This window comes from Petralouisia muris (assembly GCF_004793545.1).
Taxonomy (GTDB): domain Bacteria; phylum Bacillota; class Clostridia; order Lachnospirales; family Lachnospiraceae; genus Petralouisia; species Petralouisia muris.
In genome coordinates this window covers 1-15,445 of record NZ_SRYA01000093.1, presented here as the reverse complement: position 1 = coordinate 15,445, position 15,445 = coordinate 1, and the positions used below count along the sequence as shown (strand labels likewise).

At 43.4% G+C, this 15,445-nt stretch carries 11 protein-coding genes and 2 pseudogenes; 8 read left to right on the top strand and 5 right to left on the bottom strand.

The features are described from left to right. Positions 1 to 839: 839 nt before the first annotated feature. The 6 genes and pseudogenes from ltrA (at position 840) to E5329_RS25230 (ending at position 7,722) form a co-directional block, all read left to right on the top strand. On the top strand, positions 840 to 2,510 hold the full coding sequence (gene ltrA, locus E5329_RS25255) for a group II intron reverse transcriptase/maturase (protein ID WP_135992006.1): 1,671 nt from the start codon (positions 840 to 842) through the stop codon (positions 2,508 to 2,510). Positions 2,511 to 2,591: 81 nt separating this feature from the next. After that, positions 2,592 to 3,338, top strand: a pseudogene (locus E5329_RS25250) (helicase); the annotation flags it as partial. A 125-nt stretch (positions 3,339 to 3,463) separates the two neighbouring features. Then, complete coding sequence (locus tag E5329_RS25245) at positions 3,464 to 3,745, top strand: hypothetical protein (protein ID WP_135992004.1); 282 nt, start codon at positions 3,464 to 3,466, stop codon at positions 3,743 to 3,745. 37 nt (positions 3,746 to 3,782) lie between these two features. Then, complete coding sequence (locus E5329_RS31110; RefSeq protein ID WP_275443726.1) at positions 3,783 to 4,838, top strand: Cas9 inhibitor AcrIIA9 family protein; 1,056 nt, start codon at positions 3,783 to 3,785, stop codon at positions 4,836 to 4,838. Further along, the gene (locus tag E5329_RS25235) at positions 4,839 to 6,827 is read left to right on the top strand and encodes a PcfJ domain-containing protein (RefSeq protein WP_135992003.1); all 1,989 of its coding nucleotides are present in this window, start codon (positions 4,839 to 4,841) and stop codon (positions 6,825 to 6,827) included. A 76-nt stretch (positions 6,828 to 6,903) separates the two neighbouring features. Beyond that, a complete protein-coding gene (locus tag E5329_RS25230) occupies positions 6,904 to 7,722 on the top strand; it encodes an Rpn family recombination-promoting nuclease/putative transposase (RefSeq protein WP_135992002.1) in 819 nt (272 codons plus the stop codon). Positions 7,723 to 8,334: 612 nt separating this feature from the next. Here E5329_RS25230 and E5329_RS25225 read toward each other — a convergent pair. The 3 genes from E5329_RS25225 to E5329_RS25215 form a co-directional block, all read right to left on the bottom strand. Beyond that, positions 8,335 to 9,495 carry an alpha/beta hydrolase gene (locus tag E5329_RS25225; RefSeq protein ID WP_168356770.1) on the bottom strand — a complete coding sequence of 387 codons (1,161 nt, stop codon included), beginning with the start codon at positions 9,493 to 9,495 and terminating at the stop codon, positions 8,335 to 8,337. Between the two features lie 1,118 nt (positions 9,496 to 10,613). After that, on the bottom strand, positions 10,614 to 10,850 hold the full coding sequence (locus E5329_RS25220; RefSeq protein ID WP_135992000.1) for a DUF6061 family protein: 237 nt from the start codon (positions 10,848 to 10,850) through the stop codon (positions 10,614 to 10,616). Positions 10,851 to 11,662: 812 nt separating this feature from the next. Continuing rightward, on the bottom strand, positions 11,663 to 12,028 hold the full coding sequence (locus E5329_RS25215; protein WP_135991999.1) for a COG3415 family protein: 366 nt from the start codon (positions 12,026 to 12,028) through the stop codon (positions 11,663 to 11,665). Between the two features lie 927 nt (positions 12,029 to 12,955). On the opposite strand from E5329_RS25215, the gene E5329_RS25210 reads away from it, so the two are divergent. Then, on the top strand, positions 12,956 to 14,092 hold the full coding sequence (locus E5329_RS25210; protein ID WP_135991998.1) for an RtcB family protein: 1,137 nt from the start codon (positions 12,956 to 12,958) through the stop codon (positions 14,090 to 14,092). 129 nt (positions 14,093 to 14,221) lie between these two features. Further along, positions 14,222 to 14,383, top strand: coding sequence for an ATP cone domain-containing protein (locus E5329_RS25205; protein WP_135991997.1), 162 nt, complete (start codon positions 14,222 to 14,224; stop codon positions 14,381 to 14,383). Here E5329_RS25205 and E5329_RS25200 read toward each other — a convergent pair. Together E5329_RS25200 and E5329_RS25195 are read right to left on the bottom strand one after the other, a co-directional pair. Continuing rightward, positions 14,369 to 14,775 (bottom strand): annotated as a pseudogene (locus tag E5329_RS25200) (transposase); the annotation flags it as partial. The gene E5329_RS25205 and the pseudogene E5329_RS25200 overlap by 15 nt on opposite strands. A 21-nt stretch (positions 14,776 to 14,796) precedes the next feature. Continuing rightward, positions 14,797 to 15,445, bottom strand: a 649-nt coding sequence (locus E5329_RS25195; RefSeq protein WP_135991995.1) for an IS630 family transposase, incomplete at its 5' end; no start/stop codon positions are given.

Genomic DNA, 15,445 nt, shown 5'->3' with positions numbered 1-15,445 from the left:
GCTCTGCTATCTCAAAATATTGCCCGATATGTGCGAAAAAGGTGCAGAGGGAGAAATCAAATGAGAGCAAACGTAGGAGCAGAGAACAGAAAAGGATAGTATGTATTGAACTGTCCGCAAAAAATGACCGACTGACCTGATTCAAAGAAAAGGCAGAATCGAACGCAGGGGCAACCGAAACCCGAAAGTACACGTTTTCAGATACGTTACAAACGCAACATTTGATGCGTACCTCTGGGTGCGACACGAAGTCGCTTAATTTAACTGTTTGGCGGCAATGCCGACCAAACCATCCATTCCGTTGGATGAAGCCGCTATCCCCGGCTCTGCCAGTAATGGCACTGTTCGGAAGCGGATATAAACGTAACCCTACTTGGAATCCAAACCGTGAGGGGCGGATGAAACTGCGAGCTGCAATGCGGTTAGGGTGCAGGCTTTCTGATAGCATGGTTAATTAACTGAACCGCCGTAAGCTTCGTTAAGGCTGAACAAGCCAAAGCAGCTGACAGGCTTGAACCAAAAGGTGTGCAGTCGGATATTCCTTTCCAAGGTGGGAATACACGGACATTATGACTGCCGGAGTAGAAGGCGGAACCTAAACTATCAAATAATTGTTGGTTAAGTGGAACATGTCAAGCCCGTATTCCTGCCCATATGGGCAAGCCGACCGTAAGGGAAGCCGTTGGGAATGCGGGTATAGGATTGCGGAAGAAGCGAATGCCGGACTTGTAATGAGGATGGACAGGGGTTCAAGATTTGCCCCGCCCGAAAGGGGGCGGAATTCCGCTGGGTGCTTGATTACGAGAGAGTTTATAGAATTTTTGAAAGGAGTAAAGCAAATGAACGGTAAAACATGTGCGACTTCTGACATTGCAAAGGCATGGGATTCCATTGACTGGAATAAAGCCGAGGCATATGTTAAAAAACTGCAAATGCGTATCGTAAAGGCTCTTCAACAGGGCAGGACAGGCAAGGTGAAATCCTTGCAGTGGCTGCTCACACACTCTTTTTATGGACGTGCTTTAGCCGTAAGGAGAGTAACGAGTAATAAAGGCAAAAAGACAGCAGGCGTAGACAAAGTTTTATGGTCTACCCCAAAACTGAAATTCGAAGCAATTCTCAGCTTGAAACGCAGGGGCTATCAGCCACTGCCGCTAAAAAGGGTGTATATACCGAAGAAAAATGGGAAAATGCGCCCGTTAAGCATTCCATGTATGAAGGACAGGGCAATGCAGACATTATATAAATTTGCGTTAGAGCCGATTGCGGAAACCACGGCAGACCCGAATTCCTATGGATTCCGGGCAAAAAGATGTGTGCAGGACGCTATTGAGCAGTGCTTTACCTGTCTGAATAAAGGAAAATCACCAAAATGGGTGCTGGAAGGCGACATTAAAGGCTGTTTTGACAATGTCAGCCATGAGTGGATTTTAAGCCACACCCCAATGGATAAGGACATTTTGCGGAAATGGTTAAAAAGCGGGTATATCGAAACAGGGAAGTTATTCCCGACTGATTTGGGAAGCCCGCAGGGTTCATCTATCTCACCAACTATCTGTAACATGGTCTTAGACGGTCTGGAAGCCCAGATTAAAAAGAAATACCACAAAACGAAAGTAAATGGAAAAGCATATTTCCCGAAAGTGAACTTTGTACGTTACGCTGATGATTTTATTGTCACTGGCGAAAGCAGGGAGATTCTGGAAAACGGTGTGCTTCCCATTATTCGGAAATTTCTGTCAGAGAGGGGGCTGGAACTGTCGGAAGAAAAGACAGCCATTACCCCTATCGAAGATGGTTTCGATTTTCTCGGAAGCAATATAAGGTGGTACAAAGACAAACTTCTGACGAAACCGTCCAAAAAGAATTATAAAGCCATAGTGAGCAAGATAAGGGAGATAATCAAGAAAAACCCGTCCATGAAGCAGGAAGATTTGATACGGAAGCTGAATCCGGTCATCCGTGGATGGGTGAATTTCCAAAAGTATAATGTATCGTCACAGGCATTTGAAAGGTTTGATTTTGATGTGTGGAGATGCCTATGGCAGTGGTGCAAACGCAGACACCCTAAAAAGAGCCATAAATGGATAGCAAAGAAATATTTCAAACGGATTGGCACAAGAAGCTGGACATTCAGCGTTAAAATGCCGGATTCGTTTGAACTCAATCTGATATATGCCACGGACACCAATATCGTAAGGTGGCTAAAAACAAAATCAGAAGCGACACCATTTGATGACAGGTTTACAGGATATTTTGAAGAAAGGGATACGGAGAGAATGTTTCGTGAAATCAAAGGCAGAAAGAAGCTGAACGCCCTCTACAAAGCGCAAAAGGGAATCTGCCCTATTTGCGGCGGCGCTATCACTGTAGAGGAAGGGTACAGAATCCATGAAGCCACGGGGAATGATTATAAGATAACAAGAATTTTAGTGGACGCAGGCTGTCACAGAAAACTGCATTACTCGAAAAACGTTGATGAACCGGCTCTGGTGAGACAGGGCTTATAAGTGCTTGAGCCGTGTGAGGGGAAACTCTCATGCACGGTTCTTAGAGGGGAAAGCGGTAGTAATACCGCTGACCTACTCGACCAGACGGTGGAAAATAAACAAAAGTTCATCAGCCAGATTATGACCAGCAAATCCCCTGTACGAAGCTGTGAAGACGTGGACGAAGCTACGCTCTCATTCGCTGAAATCAAAGCCCTCTGCGCTGGCGACCCACGCATTAAAGAACGTATGGATTTGGACGTGGAAGTGTCGCGTTTGAAGATTATGAAAGCCGACCACCAGAGCAAACAATACCGTCTGGAAGACAATGTGTTAAAACATTTCCCGGAGCAGATTCAACAAGCGCAAGGCTTTATTGCTGGCTTAACAGCCGATATACAGACATTAAGCCAGCACCCTCACCCGGCAGAAGGATTCGCCGGAATGGAGTTACTGGGCGCAGCCTATACAGACAAGACGGATGCTGGTACAGCCCTGATGGATGCCATACAGGATGTGACAAGTGAAGAGCCAGTGATTATTGGCAGTTACCGGGGGTTTGGCTTATTCGTCAAATTCACCGGATTCCCCCACAAACTGAGCCTGAAAGGAGCCATTGCCTATAATGTAGAGTTGGGAACGGATGCTCGCGGCAATCTGGTACGAATTGATAATGCACTGGATAAAATACCGGAACGTCTGAAAGATTATGAAACAACTCTGGCTAACCTGCTCCAGCAGCAGGAAGCGGCTAAATCAGAAATCAATAAGCCGTTCCAGTACGAAGAAGAGCTGCGCGTTAAGTCCGCACGTCTGACTGAATTGGATGCAGAGCCTAACATCGGCGGCGTATCTGGGTCCGAGAGTGCAGCATAATATCAGGCTTTATGGACATCAATAGCCCCCGTTTGGGGGCTGCGGGTGCCTTAATAAATAATATTCTGCCAGAGTACAGGCAGGGAATGGAGATTCATATGGAAAGGAAATTAAAGATTTTAAAAGCTGTTCTTCTGCTCCGTCGGGTAAACCGATACCAGAGCAAAGAAGAACAGATTGCAGAAGCTGAAAAGCATTATACAGACCAGCAGCTTGACGAATGGATTGGGATGCTGAAACATCCGGAAGATGGGCCAGAGTCCGAGGGGGAGCCTGAATATATCAATGAAGAACCACGTCATTCATCCTGTACAGAGCGTGATTATTCTCCGTCAAACCCCTGGGATGCGCCCGGAATGTCTGTACGGGATTTCATTTAACCAATCAACACAACAGTGCAAAGGAGGTATTTATTATATGAGCTATTCTACTAATATGGCTGGACTGGATTTATTCACGGTGCCATTCCGCAACACACAGGTTTCCAGAACGGCTGCGGCATCCCGTCCGCAACAGCCTAAAGCTACAACTTCACAGCTTAACTCTTCTGTTTCTCCGTCACAGCAGCCAAAATCAGCAGCGCCACAGCCTGTAAAGCCAAAAGCTCCGGCAATCCAGGCACAGCAGCCTGACATTCAGCATAAGTCTGTCCCAGAGGAAAAGACAACAACTTTACAGACGGGACAGGATAAATCCCCGGAGCCGGAAAAGAAATCACAGGCAGAGGCACAGGCTCCTGCAAAAGAACTGCCATCTGCACAGGCACAATCAGAACCACCTGCAAAGGAACTGACAATGGATATGTCTGACCGCACTATCCCAGCAGGAAAGCCTTTGGATGCGTCAGAAGACGCTAAGAGAAAGGCTCATGAAGAAGCTGAGGCAAAACGCAAGGCAGAGTGGGAAGCCAAACAGCTTGCGAAAAAGCAGGAAAGGGAAGCTGCTCTTGAGAAAATTAAGAGCATGAGCGACGCTGACATAGTATCCGCATCCACAGAACGTGTCCGTGTAGATACAGAAAAACTCACCCGCCGGAACATGAAGGAATGTGTTTCTGAGCATATGCAGTCTGTATGCAGTAAAGACCCGGCATTTGCCCGGAAGACCCTGCATCCACACAAATCTATAATTCATTGTTTCCATTATATCAACCGCATGGCAAAAGATTATCTCCAACAGGAAATGAAAGATAATGACATCAAGCCGGAAAATGGAGTTTACGGCGGCGACGTCCCAGACGATTTAGTATATCAATGGAGCATTGATTATTTTAATGACCCGGACGCACAGGAAGACCATGTGGAAGAAGAAAAGTTCACTCCACGTCCGTATGTCAATGCTGTATCCAAAGCCAAAGGGACTGCAAAGCCTAAGAAAGCAGCTAAAAAGAAAACAGCCAAAAAGGAAACAGAGAAAAAGCAGGAACCGAAGAAAAATGATTATCAGCAAATGAGCTTACCGGGGGTGTCTTAAATGTTAAATAAAAGAGAATGCCGGAGATTCGCTGACCCTTGTTTAAAAATGAAAAAAGGCAGCGGACTTCTCCATGCAGGGCAGATTGACTATATCATCCGCACGGCAGTAAAGATTATTGGCCATCACAAAACACTGGTACTGTATGCCTATTCCCGCACACAGGCTGCGCAGGGGAGCTTCCAGCCATGCTATACAGTCTTTCAAAGCAGGGAAGACTTCATAACATTAGCCCAGAAGGAAAATGGCGGCACGGCATGGCGTACAGCCGCGTTTGATAACCTGGGATACAGCTGGGATTTTCAAGATAAGTGCGCTTTTTACTCTGCTGCGGATGAAACGCGCCTCTGCAAGTATTTTAAAAGCAGTCCCGGCAGTGGGTTCAAACCACTGCTCAAAGCACAGGCGGGCATACAGGAGCGTCGCAGGCAGGAACGCCAGCGCATCCGGGAACAGGAAATTGTAAGGCGGATGGAATGCGTGCCTGCCCTGCCCCGTGGGCTGAAAAGCTGGATACACAAATCCGTTATGCCTGCGTATTTCTTTTATGATTATAAGCGTGGCGGAAAGGATGTTCCCGGCGTATGCTCTGCATGTGGCCATGAGATACGATTGTCAAACGTAAAAATGGGGGACAAAGCAGTTTGCCCGCACTGTATGCATGAGCTTGTCATGAAGCCACGCTCCCGCCGTGGATACTGCATGACAGACAGGGACACCTGCCAAGTAATACAGAATACAGGCAGCGGCGGACTGGTAATACGCATCATAAAAGCGCGTTACACATATATGGGCGACACACCCCAAATCCAGATTTACGAGAACGCCCGCCAGTTTGTCCGTCAGGATGAAAGTGGGAAGGTATGCCTTGAATGCTATTATTACCAGCGTAACAGCGGAAACCTGACGAACTGGAAGAAAGGCGAACGGTGCGGGTACGGCCTGTGGCAGTACAGCTTCGAGGCGGACACATGCGGTCATGTCTTTGACAAAAACCTTCCGGCTGCGCTCAAAAATACGCTTTGGCAGTACTGTCCCATTGCTGATTTCTACAACCATGACCGCGAACCGATACAGGCATTGCCGTTCCTCGCCGCATATCTGGAACATCCACGGCTGGAGCATTTGGTTAAGACAGGCTTCTATCATATTGTGTCAGACATGGTTTATCGCCATACTTCGGACTGTCTGGACGAAACGCAGGACCGGACGCACCGCATCCTGCGGATTGCGGCAGAGGACACGGAATTTCTGCGTAAGCTGGATGCAAACGTGGATATGCTGAAAGCATTCCAAGGATACGCAGGGTTGAAAGACCGACAGAGGCTGTTCCTTTGGCAGCTGAAACATAAGGTCAAACAGAACATCCCGCCCATCTTAAAGCATATGACGGTACATAAGTTTATCCGGTACATAGAAAGTCAGTATGCGTTCCTGCGTTTACGGAAAACGCCACACGGCCCATTACGCTACAAAGAGATGCAGGATTTGGTGACGGAATACAGGGATTACCTGGATATGTGCCGCAGGATGGGATACGACATGAAAAACAGCTTTGTCCAGTACCCGAAAGACCTGCAGAAGTCACATGATAAGACAGCCCGCCGCTACGAACAGAAGAAAGACACACTGACCAAACGTGATTTTGCTGCCGTATACCAACAGCTTTCCGGGCGGCTGGACTTTGAGAAAGACGGCTTGAAGATTGTGTATCCTGATACGCCTGATGATATTGTTGCCGAGGGAAATGCGCTGCACCACTGCGTGGGCAGTTATGTGGAACGCGTAGCCGAGGAGGAATGCATCATATTATTCCTGCGGAGATGCGCCGATGAATGCAAACCGTTTTATACGATTGAAGTCCGGGGACAAAAAGCGGTACAGGTACGGGGCACAGGAAACTGCAGCATGACGCCGGAAGTTGAGGCATTTATCACAGCCTGGGAGCAGAGGGTGCTTAGCGCCCGGCTTCCGGCTGTTGCGGCATAAACTGTCAAATACAAAACAGCCCTTTATCCGGCTGCGCGGATATGTTATAATCAAACCAAAGAAAGGCGGAAACAGAATGGGAAATTATAATACTAACGCCACAGCGTGGGAAGAATTAAAGATATCGAATGACTTTATCTTTGGGAAAATCATGCAGGACCCAAAGCTGTGCAGAGGACTTTTACAGCGAATACTGCCACAGTTAAAGATAGACCATATAGAATATCCGGAAACACAAAAAACGATACGTCCTGACATAGACGCCAAAAGTGTGCGTTTGGATGTGTACGTCGCTGATAGCAACAATACTGTTTATGACATCGAAATGCAAGTCGCTATGTCAAAGGAGCTGCCAAAGAGAACAAGATATTATCAGAGCCTTTTGGATATGCAGATGATTGACAAAGGCGAATCGTACAAAAAATTAAAACCGAGCTATATCATTTTTATCTGTCTGTTTGACCAATTTGGCATGGGCAGGCATATCTACACATTTGAAAATACCTGCAGGGAAGATAAAGACATCTTCCTGGAGGACGGGACAACTAAGATATTCCTAAGCGCCAAAGGGACTATGGAAGACGTCAGCCCAGAACTGAAAGCATTCCTGGATTATGTAGCAGGGAAGAAACCAGCAGACCCATTTGTGGATGAACTGGAAGCGGCAGTGAAGAATGCCCGGAAAAATAGAGAATGGAGGCATGAGTATATGACATTGTTAATGCGTGACCGTGAAAATAGAGAAATTGGCAGGGAAGAAGGCATAGAGATTGGAATTATAAAAATGGTATCCTCTCTGAGATACTTCAACATACCAGACCATGATATCCTTCTGAAGATACAGGAAGAATACAATCTTTCTCAGGAAGAGGCAGAACACTACATGGAAATGTAGTCAGTTATGGCTGACGCCACTGTCCTATCAGCCATAGTTACTGTCCTGTAAAAAGGCTATCGGACAGTGGATAGGACAGCGGCAAAAACCCTCATGTATCAATAAAAAAGTACAGGAAAAGGAGGGGCACTGTCCTACTGTCCTATTATTTTAATATTATTGTATAGAAAAATTTTATTATTATAGTATGTATATAATATATATAGAGAGTAAGTGCCATTTTATAGGACAGTTGGACAGTAAGCATGTAAAAAACCTGATTTATGAGCTGATTCCCACTGTCCCATAGCTATTTTACAGGACAGCGGATAGGACAGTGAAATGACCATTATACAGAGGAAATGCTTTAAATCTATTGATAAACAAGCAATTTTACATCTATACTACTGGAAATACATAGGACAATTGAGGAATTTGCAAATGCAATCATTCAAATACTTTACTATAATGTAATGATCCAATATATATTTCTGGTGGTTTGCTCTTTTTTGTTATTCGCTCTGTTGGCATTGCCGTAAAAATGCCGTTGCCACTGGGAAGAGCAAGGCATTTGAAGTGGCAGGAAAACAGGGCTTTATTTGGGGCAGGAAAGCCATTTTAGGGCAGGCTTTGCTATTTTTCTGGTGGATTCCGCCTTTTGCGTCTTCTATGCCTTTGAAGATGCCGTCTATGTCTCACAGACAAAAACATTGTTCCACATAACACTAAGATTAACAACACAATAATTACAGCTATTATGTTTCCCGAAACTGATTTTTCGGTACTTTCTTCATCACCAATAACCATATCGTACTCATTTGATCCGCTTTCCAAAGTGCTTTCATTTTCAACACTTGGAGAAGATGTGCTCGCATTGACTTCACTGAAAATAGCATTTGTAAATTCAAGCAACTGTTTTTCCAGCTCTTTTCTGTTTTCACATTGTGTCTCTGTTTCTGGAAATGTCGCATACCCCAGTGTTCCATCTTCGGGAACCGTTATCATATCGGTTCCGTGATCAACTCCCTCTACGATATGTATTTTCTTTTGGCTGGAGGCGCAAGCCTCATATAAAGCTTCTACTTCTCTTTGATATATGCCGGGCGCCCCCTGTCCGTCTTCAGTAGAAACAGCAAAAAAAGCAGGAACTTTAATTTTTGATAAAGCGTCAGCAGGATCGATTTGCTGGTTATAGCAAGGAGATGATAGGATAACCAGCCCTTTCAATTCTGGAATAGAGGGAGCGGCAACCGCTGTGGCAGTTCCGCCATATGAACACCCCATACTAATAATTTCTTTCACGCCGCGCTCTCTTAGAACTTGAGCCGCAGCTTGCACATCTAAATCCCATCTTTCTATCATATCGCCAGTTGCACTGCCAGAGGGAACATTGTTTCTAAACTCCCAGAGAATTACCTGATACCCTTGCTCCACCAGTTTTTCGGCAAACGGGAGCCAGCTTTTCACCATCCAACCGTTTGCGTGTGCTAAAGTAACACCTTTTTCGCCGTCTCCTAACACATAGCCGCACAACGGTATGCCATCTTCTGTTAAAAATTGCACCGCATAATCTTGATACTCTTGTGGAAATCGGTATTCAGCAGGTAAATGTGTGTCCTGCGGAACAACTGCTCCGGTTGCTATGACAATGCTATTTTCTTGTTGGGCATAAGCTATAGCAGAAAAGAAAAATGTCAGAACAAAGACTATAGAAAACATTCTTGTATATCTCATAATTTTTTTCTGACCAGCATTATTCTTACAAATTCTTTTATCAAAGTTTCTTTTTTCCATTTGTATCCTTTCTTTTGCATATGAAATTACAATGAGCTTAATTTGTTCTTTACATTTTCGTCCTCGTTGTGGGTTGGGATTTTTCATTTACAATTTTGGGAACATTTATTTGCGAACATCAGATAATTAAATCCTTCAAATTCTGAAACATTGGTAATTTGCGCACCCCATGACAGGACAAATTTGACTTTCGAAGAAAGTTTGAGGTCTTTAATATATGTTTTCATATCCTGCTCCTTTCGTATTTACATTGGTTACAGTATAGCATTTTTTTCTTGCTGAATAAAGAAAAGCCGCTAAAATAGTTTTGAATGAAATGATATAAGACTGATTTAATAGTGTAAATCAATCTACACTCTTATCCATATGTATATTTACTGATAGTGTTTCAGTCAATGCTGATAACGGCGGAACACTGTCAGATACTACTTTGAGATGCTGTTCACTGCAATCTGCAAGTTGTGAAACTGTGCTGATTCCACATTTTTTCCATAGCAAAGCAGCATTTCTATGAGATAAAATCTTAAACAAATATTGGACATTCCGATTGCAAGGAGCAATACCGTTTTTTTTAGTACATAGTATGTTTTCATGGTAAGGCAATAATCCTGCTCACATATATCATATAAATCATGGGCAGATTTATTTCTGGTATCATCTACACTGAATATATCACTTCTAAAGAATGGCGGGTATATTTTTGTGTGAAATTGAAATTCGCTGAATGTCTCTAATGGAGTAAAGGGAACGTATCTGAATCCCATAGTTTTCACAAAGAGTATCAATTTCTGACATAACAAATTCACCTACTTTGTGAAACTGCAATATTTCTTCTCTTGGATATGCAGAAAGCTGTGAAAGGTATACGATACCATTTCTAAAAAATATTCTACATCTTCCTTGACATGGGAATGCCATAAATTGATATTATGTTTTCGACAGAAAGAAGACAGCCTAAGTCATTCAGTTTTTTATAATCATAGCCTTATCGCAATGTTTTGGAAGTCTGTTTGCTAATGTAAGACAATTATACTCTTTCAGGTCTGAAACTTTAGTAATATGTAAGAGAGAACTGGTTTATCTTTTGACCAGTTCTCCATATAAAGAAGACTATCTTACTATAATTCCAATGAATCTTCTGCATCTACCCATGTCTGCATACAACCATCAAGATACAGCGTTGCATATTCAAGAGGATTATCTATTGCCAAAGCATTTAAGGCACATTCGGAGCAGGGCGCTGTTTTTAATCCTTCTTCCGCTTTGCTACAATCTATCCGCAAAATATATCCGTTAAAAGTAGTTACATCAATACAGTTACGACATACATTATACGCTGCATAAATAAAACTCATTTCTTATCTGTCCTTTCCTTTTTGTGTTTTCGAGAAATGAAGAAAACATTCCAATCAGTTCTTTCTGTCCTGTTTGTTTCATGTTATAATTTGTTACATGTTTTTCTTTCCCTTATTTTTGCCCTTATAAGGTTTTGAACACGAGGGAAAAGGATATAATACAAGGGAAAGTCTAAGGGCAAACTCATTTGTTATAAATTTAGCATGTTCAAGGGTTTGCGGATTTTTTGAAGATAAGATATAATAGTTATTAAATGCTATAAAAAGTTTCTTATCAGAATTCCGGTTTCTCAGTTAAATTCTTTTTCCAATTATACAGAAAAACATGGGATTTTTCAATTCACAAACTGTCTTTGCTGCATCCTCTTTGTGATTGTGAGAGCATAAGTGTGTACAGCGGTATGCCATGACCTGCCAAAAGTTCGCTGCTGACCGTTTGGCAACTTCCCTGCGTTAAACCGCATTGGCATTTATGGGGCGTCGAGGACAAATAGAAAATACTTCCTTGTGTCTGGCTTCCACATAGTCAGGATATATCTGCCTAGTGTACTGACACGTTGACATTCAAACTAACAGCACTGCCTATATCGCCATCTGCTGCGTTGTTGTCAATCAACGGTGCCACTGCATCGCCTCTTTCCTCCGCCTTGCAGAGTGACGATATATTCAGCACTATGCGTATGTCACCTATAACCATGTCCGTTTTTCAGTGTCTGCCTTAGCGGGAAGTGAGCCACATTTCAGCCATTTGACGCCGTTTTTTTAGAAAGCGCCCAATACAGGAGCGTGATACCTTAATATGGAATTTATCTTCAACCATATCCGCTATCTCCTGTGCGGTAATTGCCTGCTTCCAACTCGGCAAGGATCTGTTGTTCGATTCTGGCACACTTCCCCTGCCGCCCGCTTCCAGATTTTATTGCCATTAGGCTGGTCACAGGTTGTTCCTGCAGCTGTTTTTTCAAAGTCCACATACTTTTTTCGCATAGCCCCGTCAGTTTTACGGCGTCCTTGACAGGCATCCCGATGGCAAGGAAAATGATTGCTATAAACCTTTTTGCTAAAGTTACCGGCAAAAATAGCTGCAGAAATCCTATCGCCTGCTGAAGAATATCAACCGCATTTTCAGGAATCTTTATTTCTAAAAGATGATGTTCTTGATTGGATTCTTTTTTCATAAGGCAGCACCTCCAAGACTTTTTTAAGTATATCTCAAAATGTTTTGGTTACGCAAGTTTAACTGTATATTTCATCGACGTGCAGTATAACATTGTGACAAATTTTTTCATAGTGTACTCCTTTTTTGAGTTTAGTATATTCTTCTTTCGTTATTAGTCAAGCTAACATTCCTAAAACAACAGGCTGTTGCGGGAGTTTGACAGCCTAATAGCATAAAAAGTGCCACAAAGCCTTGAAACAGGCTTATTTATAAGCAATAATCCGGGGAGGCTAACCGCTTTGTGGGTGGTTGCTCCTTTGATATGTCTTATATAGCACAGGCATATTATTTTTGCAAGCTGCAAAAGAATAGCTGTGAATAGTAACAAATAATGTTACTATTCACACATTGACCAAATTCGAGGATTTTTGGTATGTTTTATGCCAAAAGTACGAGTTTTGTGGCGCCATTTTGCATGAATTTTGCAAAATGTGTGCATACAGCGTTGAAAACGCTGCTGTTACTGGTAACGGAATGGACAGTAACCAAATAATCCAGGAGACCAATTCAAGTCTCAATTCCTCTATTGACAATTCCAGAAATTGCCGATATACTATCTGCTAAACAAAGTAGCACGAACTTTGTATCTGTAACTAAAACCCAGAAGGAAAAGGAGGACAATATGCAGCGAGTAAAATATTCTTTTAAACCCATTCATGAACAGGTAAACAAGGTGTCATTGTCCTGCTGTGTCACTTATAATAGTTAGGGAATATTAAGGTTTATAAGTGATAAGATTGCATTCTGGTTCGTTTTTTCTGCAAACAGTTTTGGATATTGCCGGATAGTCGACACCTTTATTAAAAGGTGTTTTTTTGATGCCAAAAATCAGAAAAATGCCTGAAAAGCTGTCATAAAATAGCAGTTTTTGGAAAGGAAGATAAGTATGGTTACTATATATGGCAAATATACGAACGCAATTGTCTATACGACTAATTGTGAGGAATACGCAATTGATGATTATGCGAGGAAACAATTACAAATGATTTGCGACCATCCAAGTGCCGCTGGAAGCAAAATCCGGGTGATGCCGGATGTGCATCCAGGTAAGGTTGGCACAATTGGGCTTACTATGACTGTAGGCGGTTCTATTCTTCCAAGTTTGGTAGGGGTGGATATTGGGTGTGGAATGACTTTGGCAAAGATTAAGGCCAAGAACCTGGAGTGCCAGAAGCTGGATACGGTGATACGGGAACATGTGCCTTCGGGTGGCAGTGTACGCAAAAGCGTTCACAGGTTATACAAAAAGATTAATCTGGGGGAGCTTATCTGTTATAAGGCCATTGATTCTGTAAGGGCTTTGGCCAGCATTGGCACTTTGGGAGGCGGCAACCATTTTATTGAGGTGGACAGGGATGATGAGGGGAATTTGTATCTTGTTATCCATTCTGGAAGCAGGCATCTTGGCATAGAGGTGACGGATCATTATCTGAAAAAGGGGCAGAGGGAGCAGCAGATGAAGAAGCGGGGCGGCCATGCGCCCTATGAGATGGCCTGTATTTCTGGCGGGCTTATGGATGACTATTTTCATGATCTTGCCATTACGCAGGAATTTGCGGCGAGAAATCGGGAAGCCATTGTAGACGAAATTGTCCGGGGAATGAAGTGGCGTGTTGTGGAGAGTTATTCCTGTGTTCATAATTATGTAGATTTTTCGGGTGAGACGCCGGTTTTGCGGAAGGGCGCTATCCGGGCTGATGCGGATGAGAGAGTAATTATACCCGTGAATATGCGGGACGGTATTATTCTCGGGAAAGGGCTTGGCAATGTGGACTGGAACTGTTCTGCGCCCCATGGTTCTGGACGTGTGTACAAGAGGAGCGAGGTGAAGGAGCATTATACAGTGTCGGAATTTAAAAAGGAGATGCAGGGTATTTACTCTATCTGTATCAGTCGGGGAACTTTGGACGAAGCTCCGTTCGCTTACCGCCGGATGGAGGATATTGTAGATGTGATTGGTGATACGGTGAAAATAGAACAGATTATAAGACCTGTATATAGCTTTAAGGCATCTGCAGGTTAAAGCAAAAGGCAGAGATTAATGAGCTGTGTATAGAACGGAATAGCAAAGTTATAATAACAATATTTAGCACCACATCTTGCGAATAAATACAAGATGTGGTGCTATTTGTGTTATTAAAGAAAAAGGCTGGTGAAAATAATTAAGGGAAGCGGCTCTGAAGTGAAGTTTGATGCACAGAAAATTACAGCAGCAATTACAAAGGCAAATTATGAGGTTCCGGTAAAGGAGCGCCTTTCCAAAGAGCAGATTATACTGGACAGTAAAAAGTTTATATGCTTAAGAAGCCAGTAAATCCTTATCAATTACTGACGTATCCTGCATTTCCTGAATTAATTGTGTTATGCGTAATTCGGGGCTTTGACCCATAAAATGAAAAATATATTTCCGTAGATAACACATCATGGCCCCTTCCGACACTCTCTCCTTTGATGGGGTGCGTTGGTAACGGATTTGTTCGGAGCGAATCTTTCCTTCTGAGCGGATTGCCAGAGCCTGAACCGTCCCCATTGCAATACACGACAAAGCCATATGCATTTCAATCGCGCGGACCGCTTCCGTTACCTTTCCTGGAATGTGCATTCGATCCGGAACCGGAAGCTGTATAAGCGAATCATGTCCAGGGGATCCAAGGACAGGCTGGTCCCCGCCAGAATACTCTGCGCCCCATTATATTCCACTAGTACATCGAATAATTAATAACTGGCCTAATTAGCATTTGATTTTATGCCAGCTTTAACGGCTTCATCCTGACTTATTTCATCCATTTTATAAGTCCAATGGTATACAACTGGCTCCCTGTTGACCTCTTCAAAACACAGGTATATGCGGTCAGCGAGTTCCTCCTTTGATTTGACTCGAATTCCTTTTAACATCTGCTTTGTCATCTTGCTAAAGAAACTTTCTATCATGTTTAACCATGATCCATGTGTGGGCGTAAACACAAAGACAAATCGTCCCTCCGGACACGTTGCAAGATAGTTTTTTGTCTCCTTGGACTTGTGGGCAGAATGGTTATCGCATATGATGCGTATCACATCCCCTTCTGGATATTTATTGTCCAGTTTCTTCAACAGATTGATAAAATCTGAGCTTTTATGACTCTCGCTGACCAGTGGAATCGCTTCCCCAGTCAGCAGAGCAATTCCTGCCAATAAGGAAAGAGTCCCTAAACGCTTATATTCTGCGTCACGGTAAACACATCCTGTATCCGCTGTTGGACGCAGGTCATCTCCGGTCGTTGCAATCGCCTGTATTCCGGGTTTTTCATCACAGGAAATTGTATGGACAACAATCCCATCTTCTGGGACGATTATGCTGCCATCTTCATTAAACTGTAAGGATATTTGCTTATAT

Excerpts from the sequence above, each read along its gene's own strand:
- ltrA (WP_135992006.1), top strand. The coding sequence starts at position 840 with ATGAACGGTAAAACATGTGCGACTTCTGACATTGCAAAGGCATGGGAT.
- E5329_RS25245 (WP_135992004.1), top strand. The coding sequence starts at position 3,464 with ATGGAAAGGAAATTAAAGATTTTAAAAGCTGTTCTTCTGCTCCGTCGG.
- E5329_RS31110 (WP_275443726.1), top strand. The coding sequence starts at position 3,783 with ATGAGCTATTCTACTAATATGGCTGGACTGGATTTATTCACGGTGCCA.
- E5329_RS25235 (WP_135992003.1), top strand. The coding sequence starts at position 4,839 with ATGTTAAATAAAAGAGAATGCCGGAGATTCGCTGACCCTTGTTTAAAA.
- E5329_RS25230 (WP_135992002.1), top strand. The coding sequence starts at position 6,904 with ATGGGAAATTATAATACTAACGCCACAGCGTGGGAAGAATTAAAGATA.
- E5329_RS25225 (WP_168356770.1), bottom strand. The coding sequence starts at position 9,495 with ATGGAAAAAAGAAACTTTGATAAAAGAATTTGTAAGAATAATGCTGGT.
- E5329_RS25220 (WP_135992000.1), bottom strand. The coding sequence starts at position 10,850 with ATGAGTTTTATTTATGCAGCGTATAATGTATGTCGTAACTGTATTGAT.
- E5329_RS25215 (WP_135991999.1), bottom strand. The coding sequence starts at position 12,028 with ATGAAAAAAGAATCCAATCAAGAACATCATCTTTTAGAAATAAAGATT.
- E5329_RS25210 (WP_135991998.1), top strand. The coding sequence starts at position 12,956 with ATGGTTACTATATATGGCAAATATACGAACGCAATTGTCTATACGACT.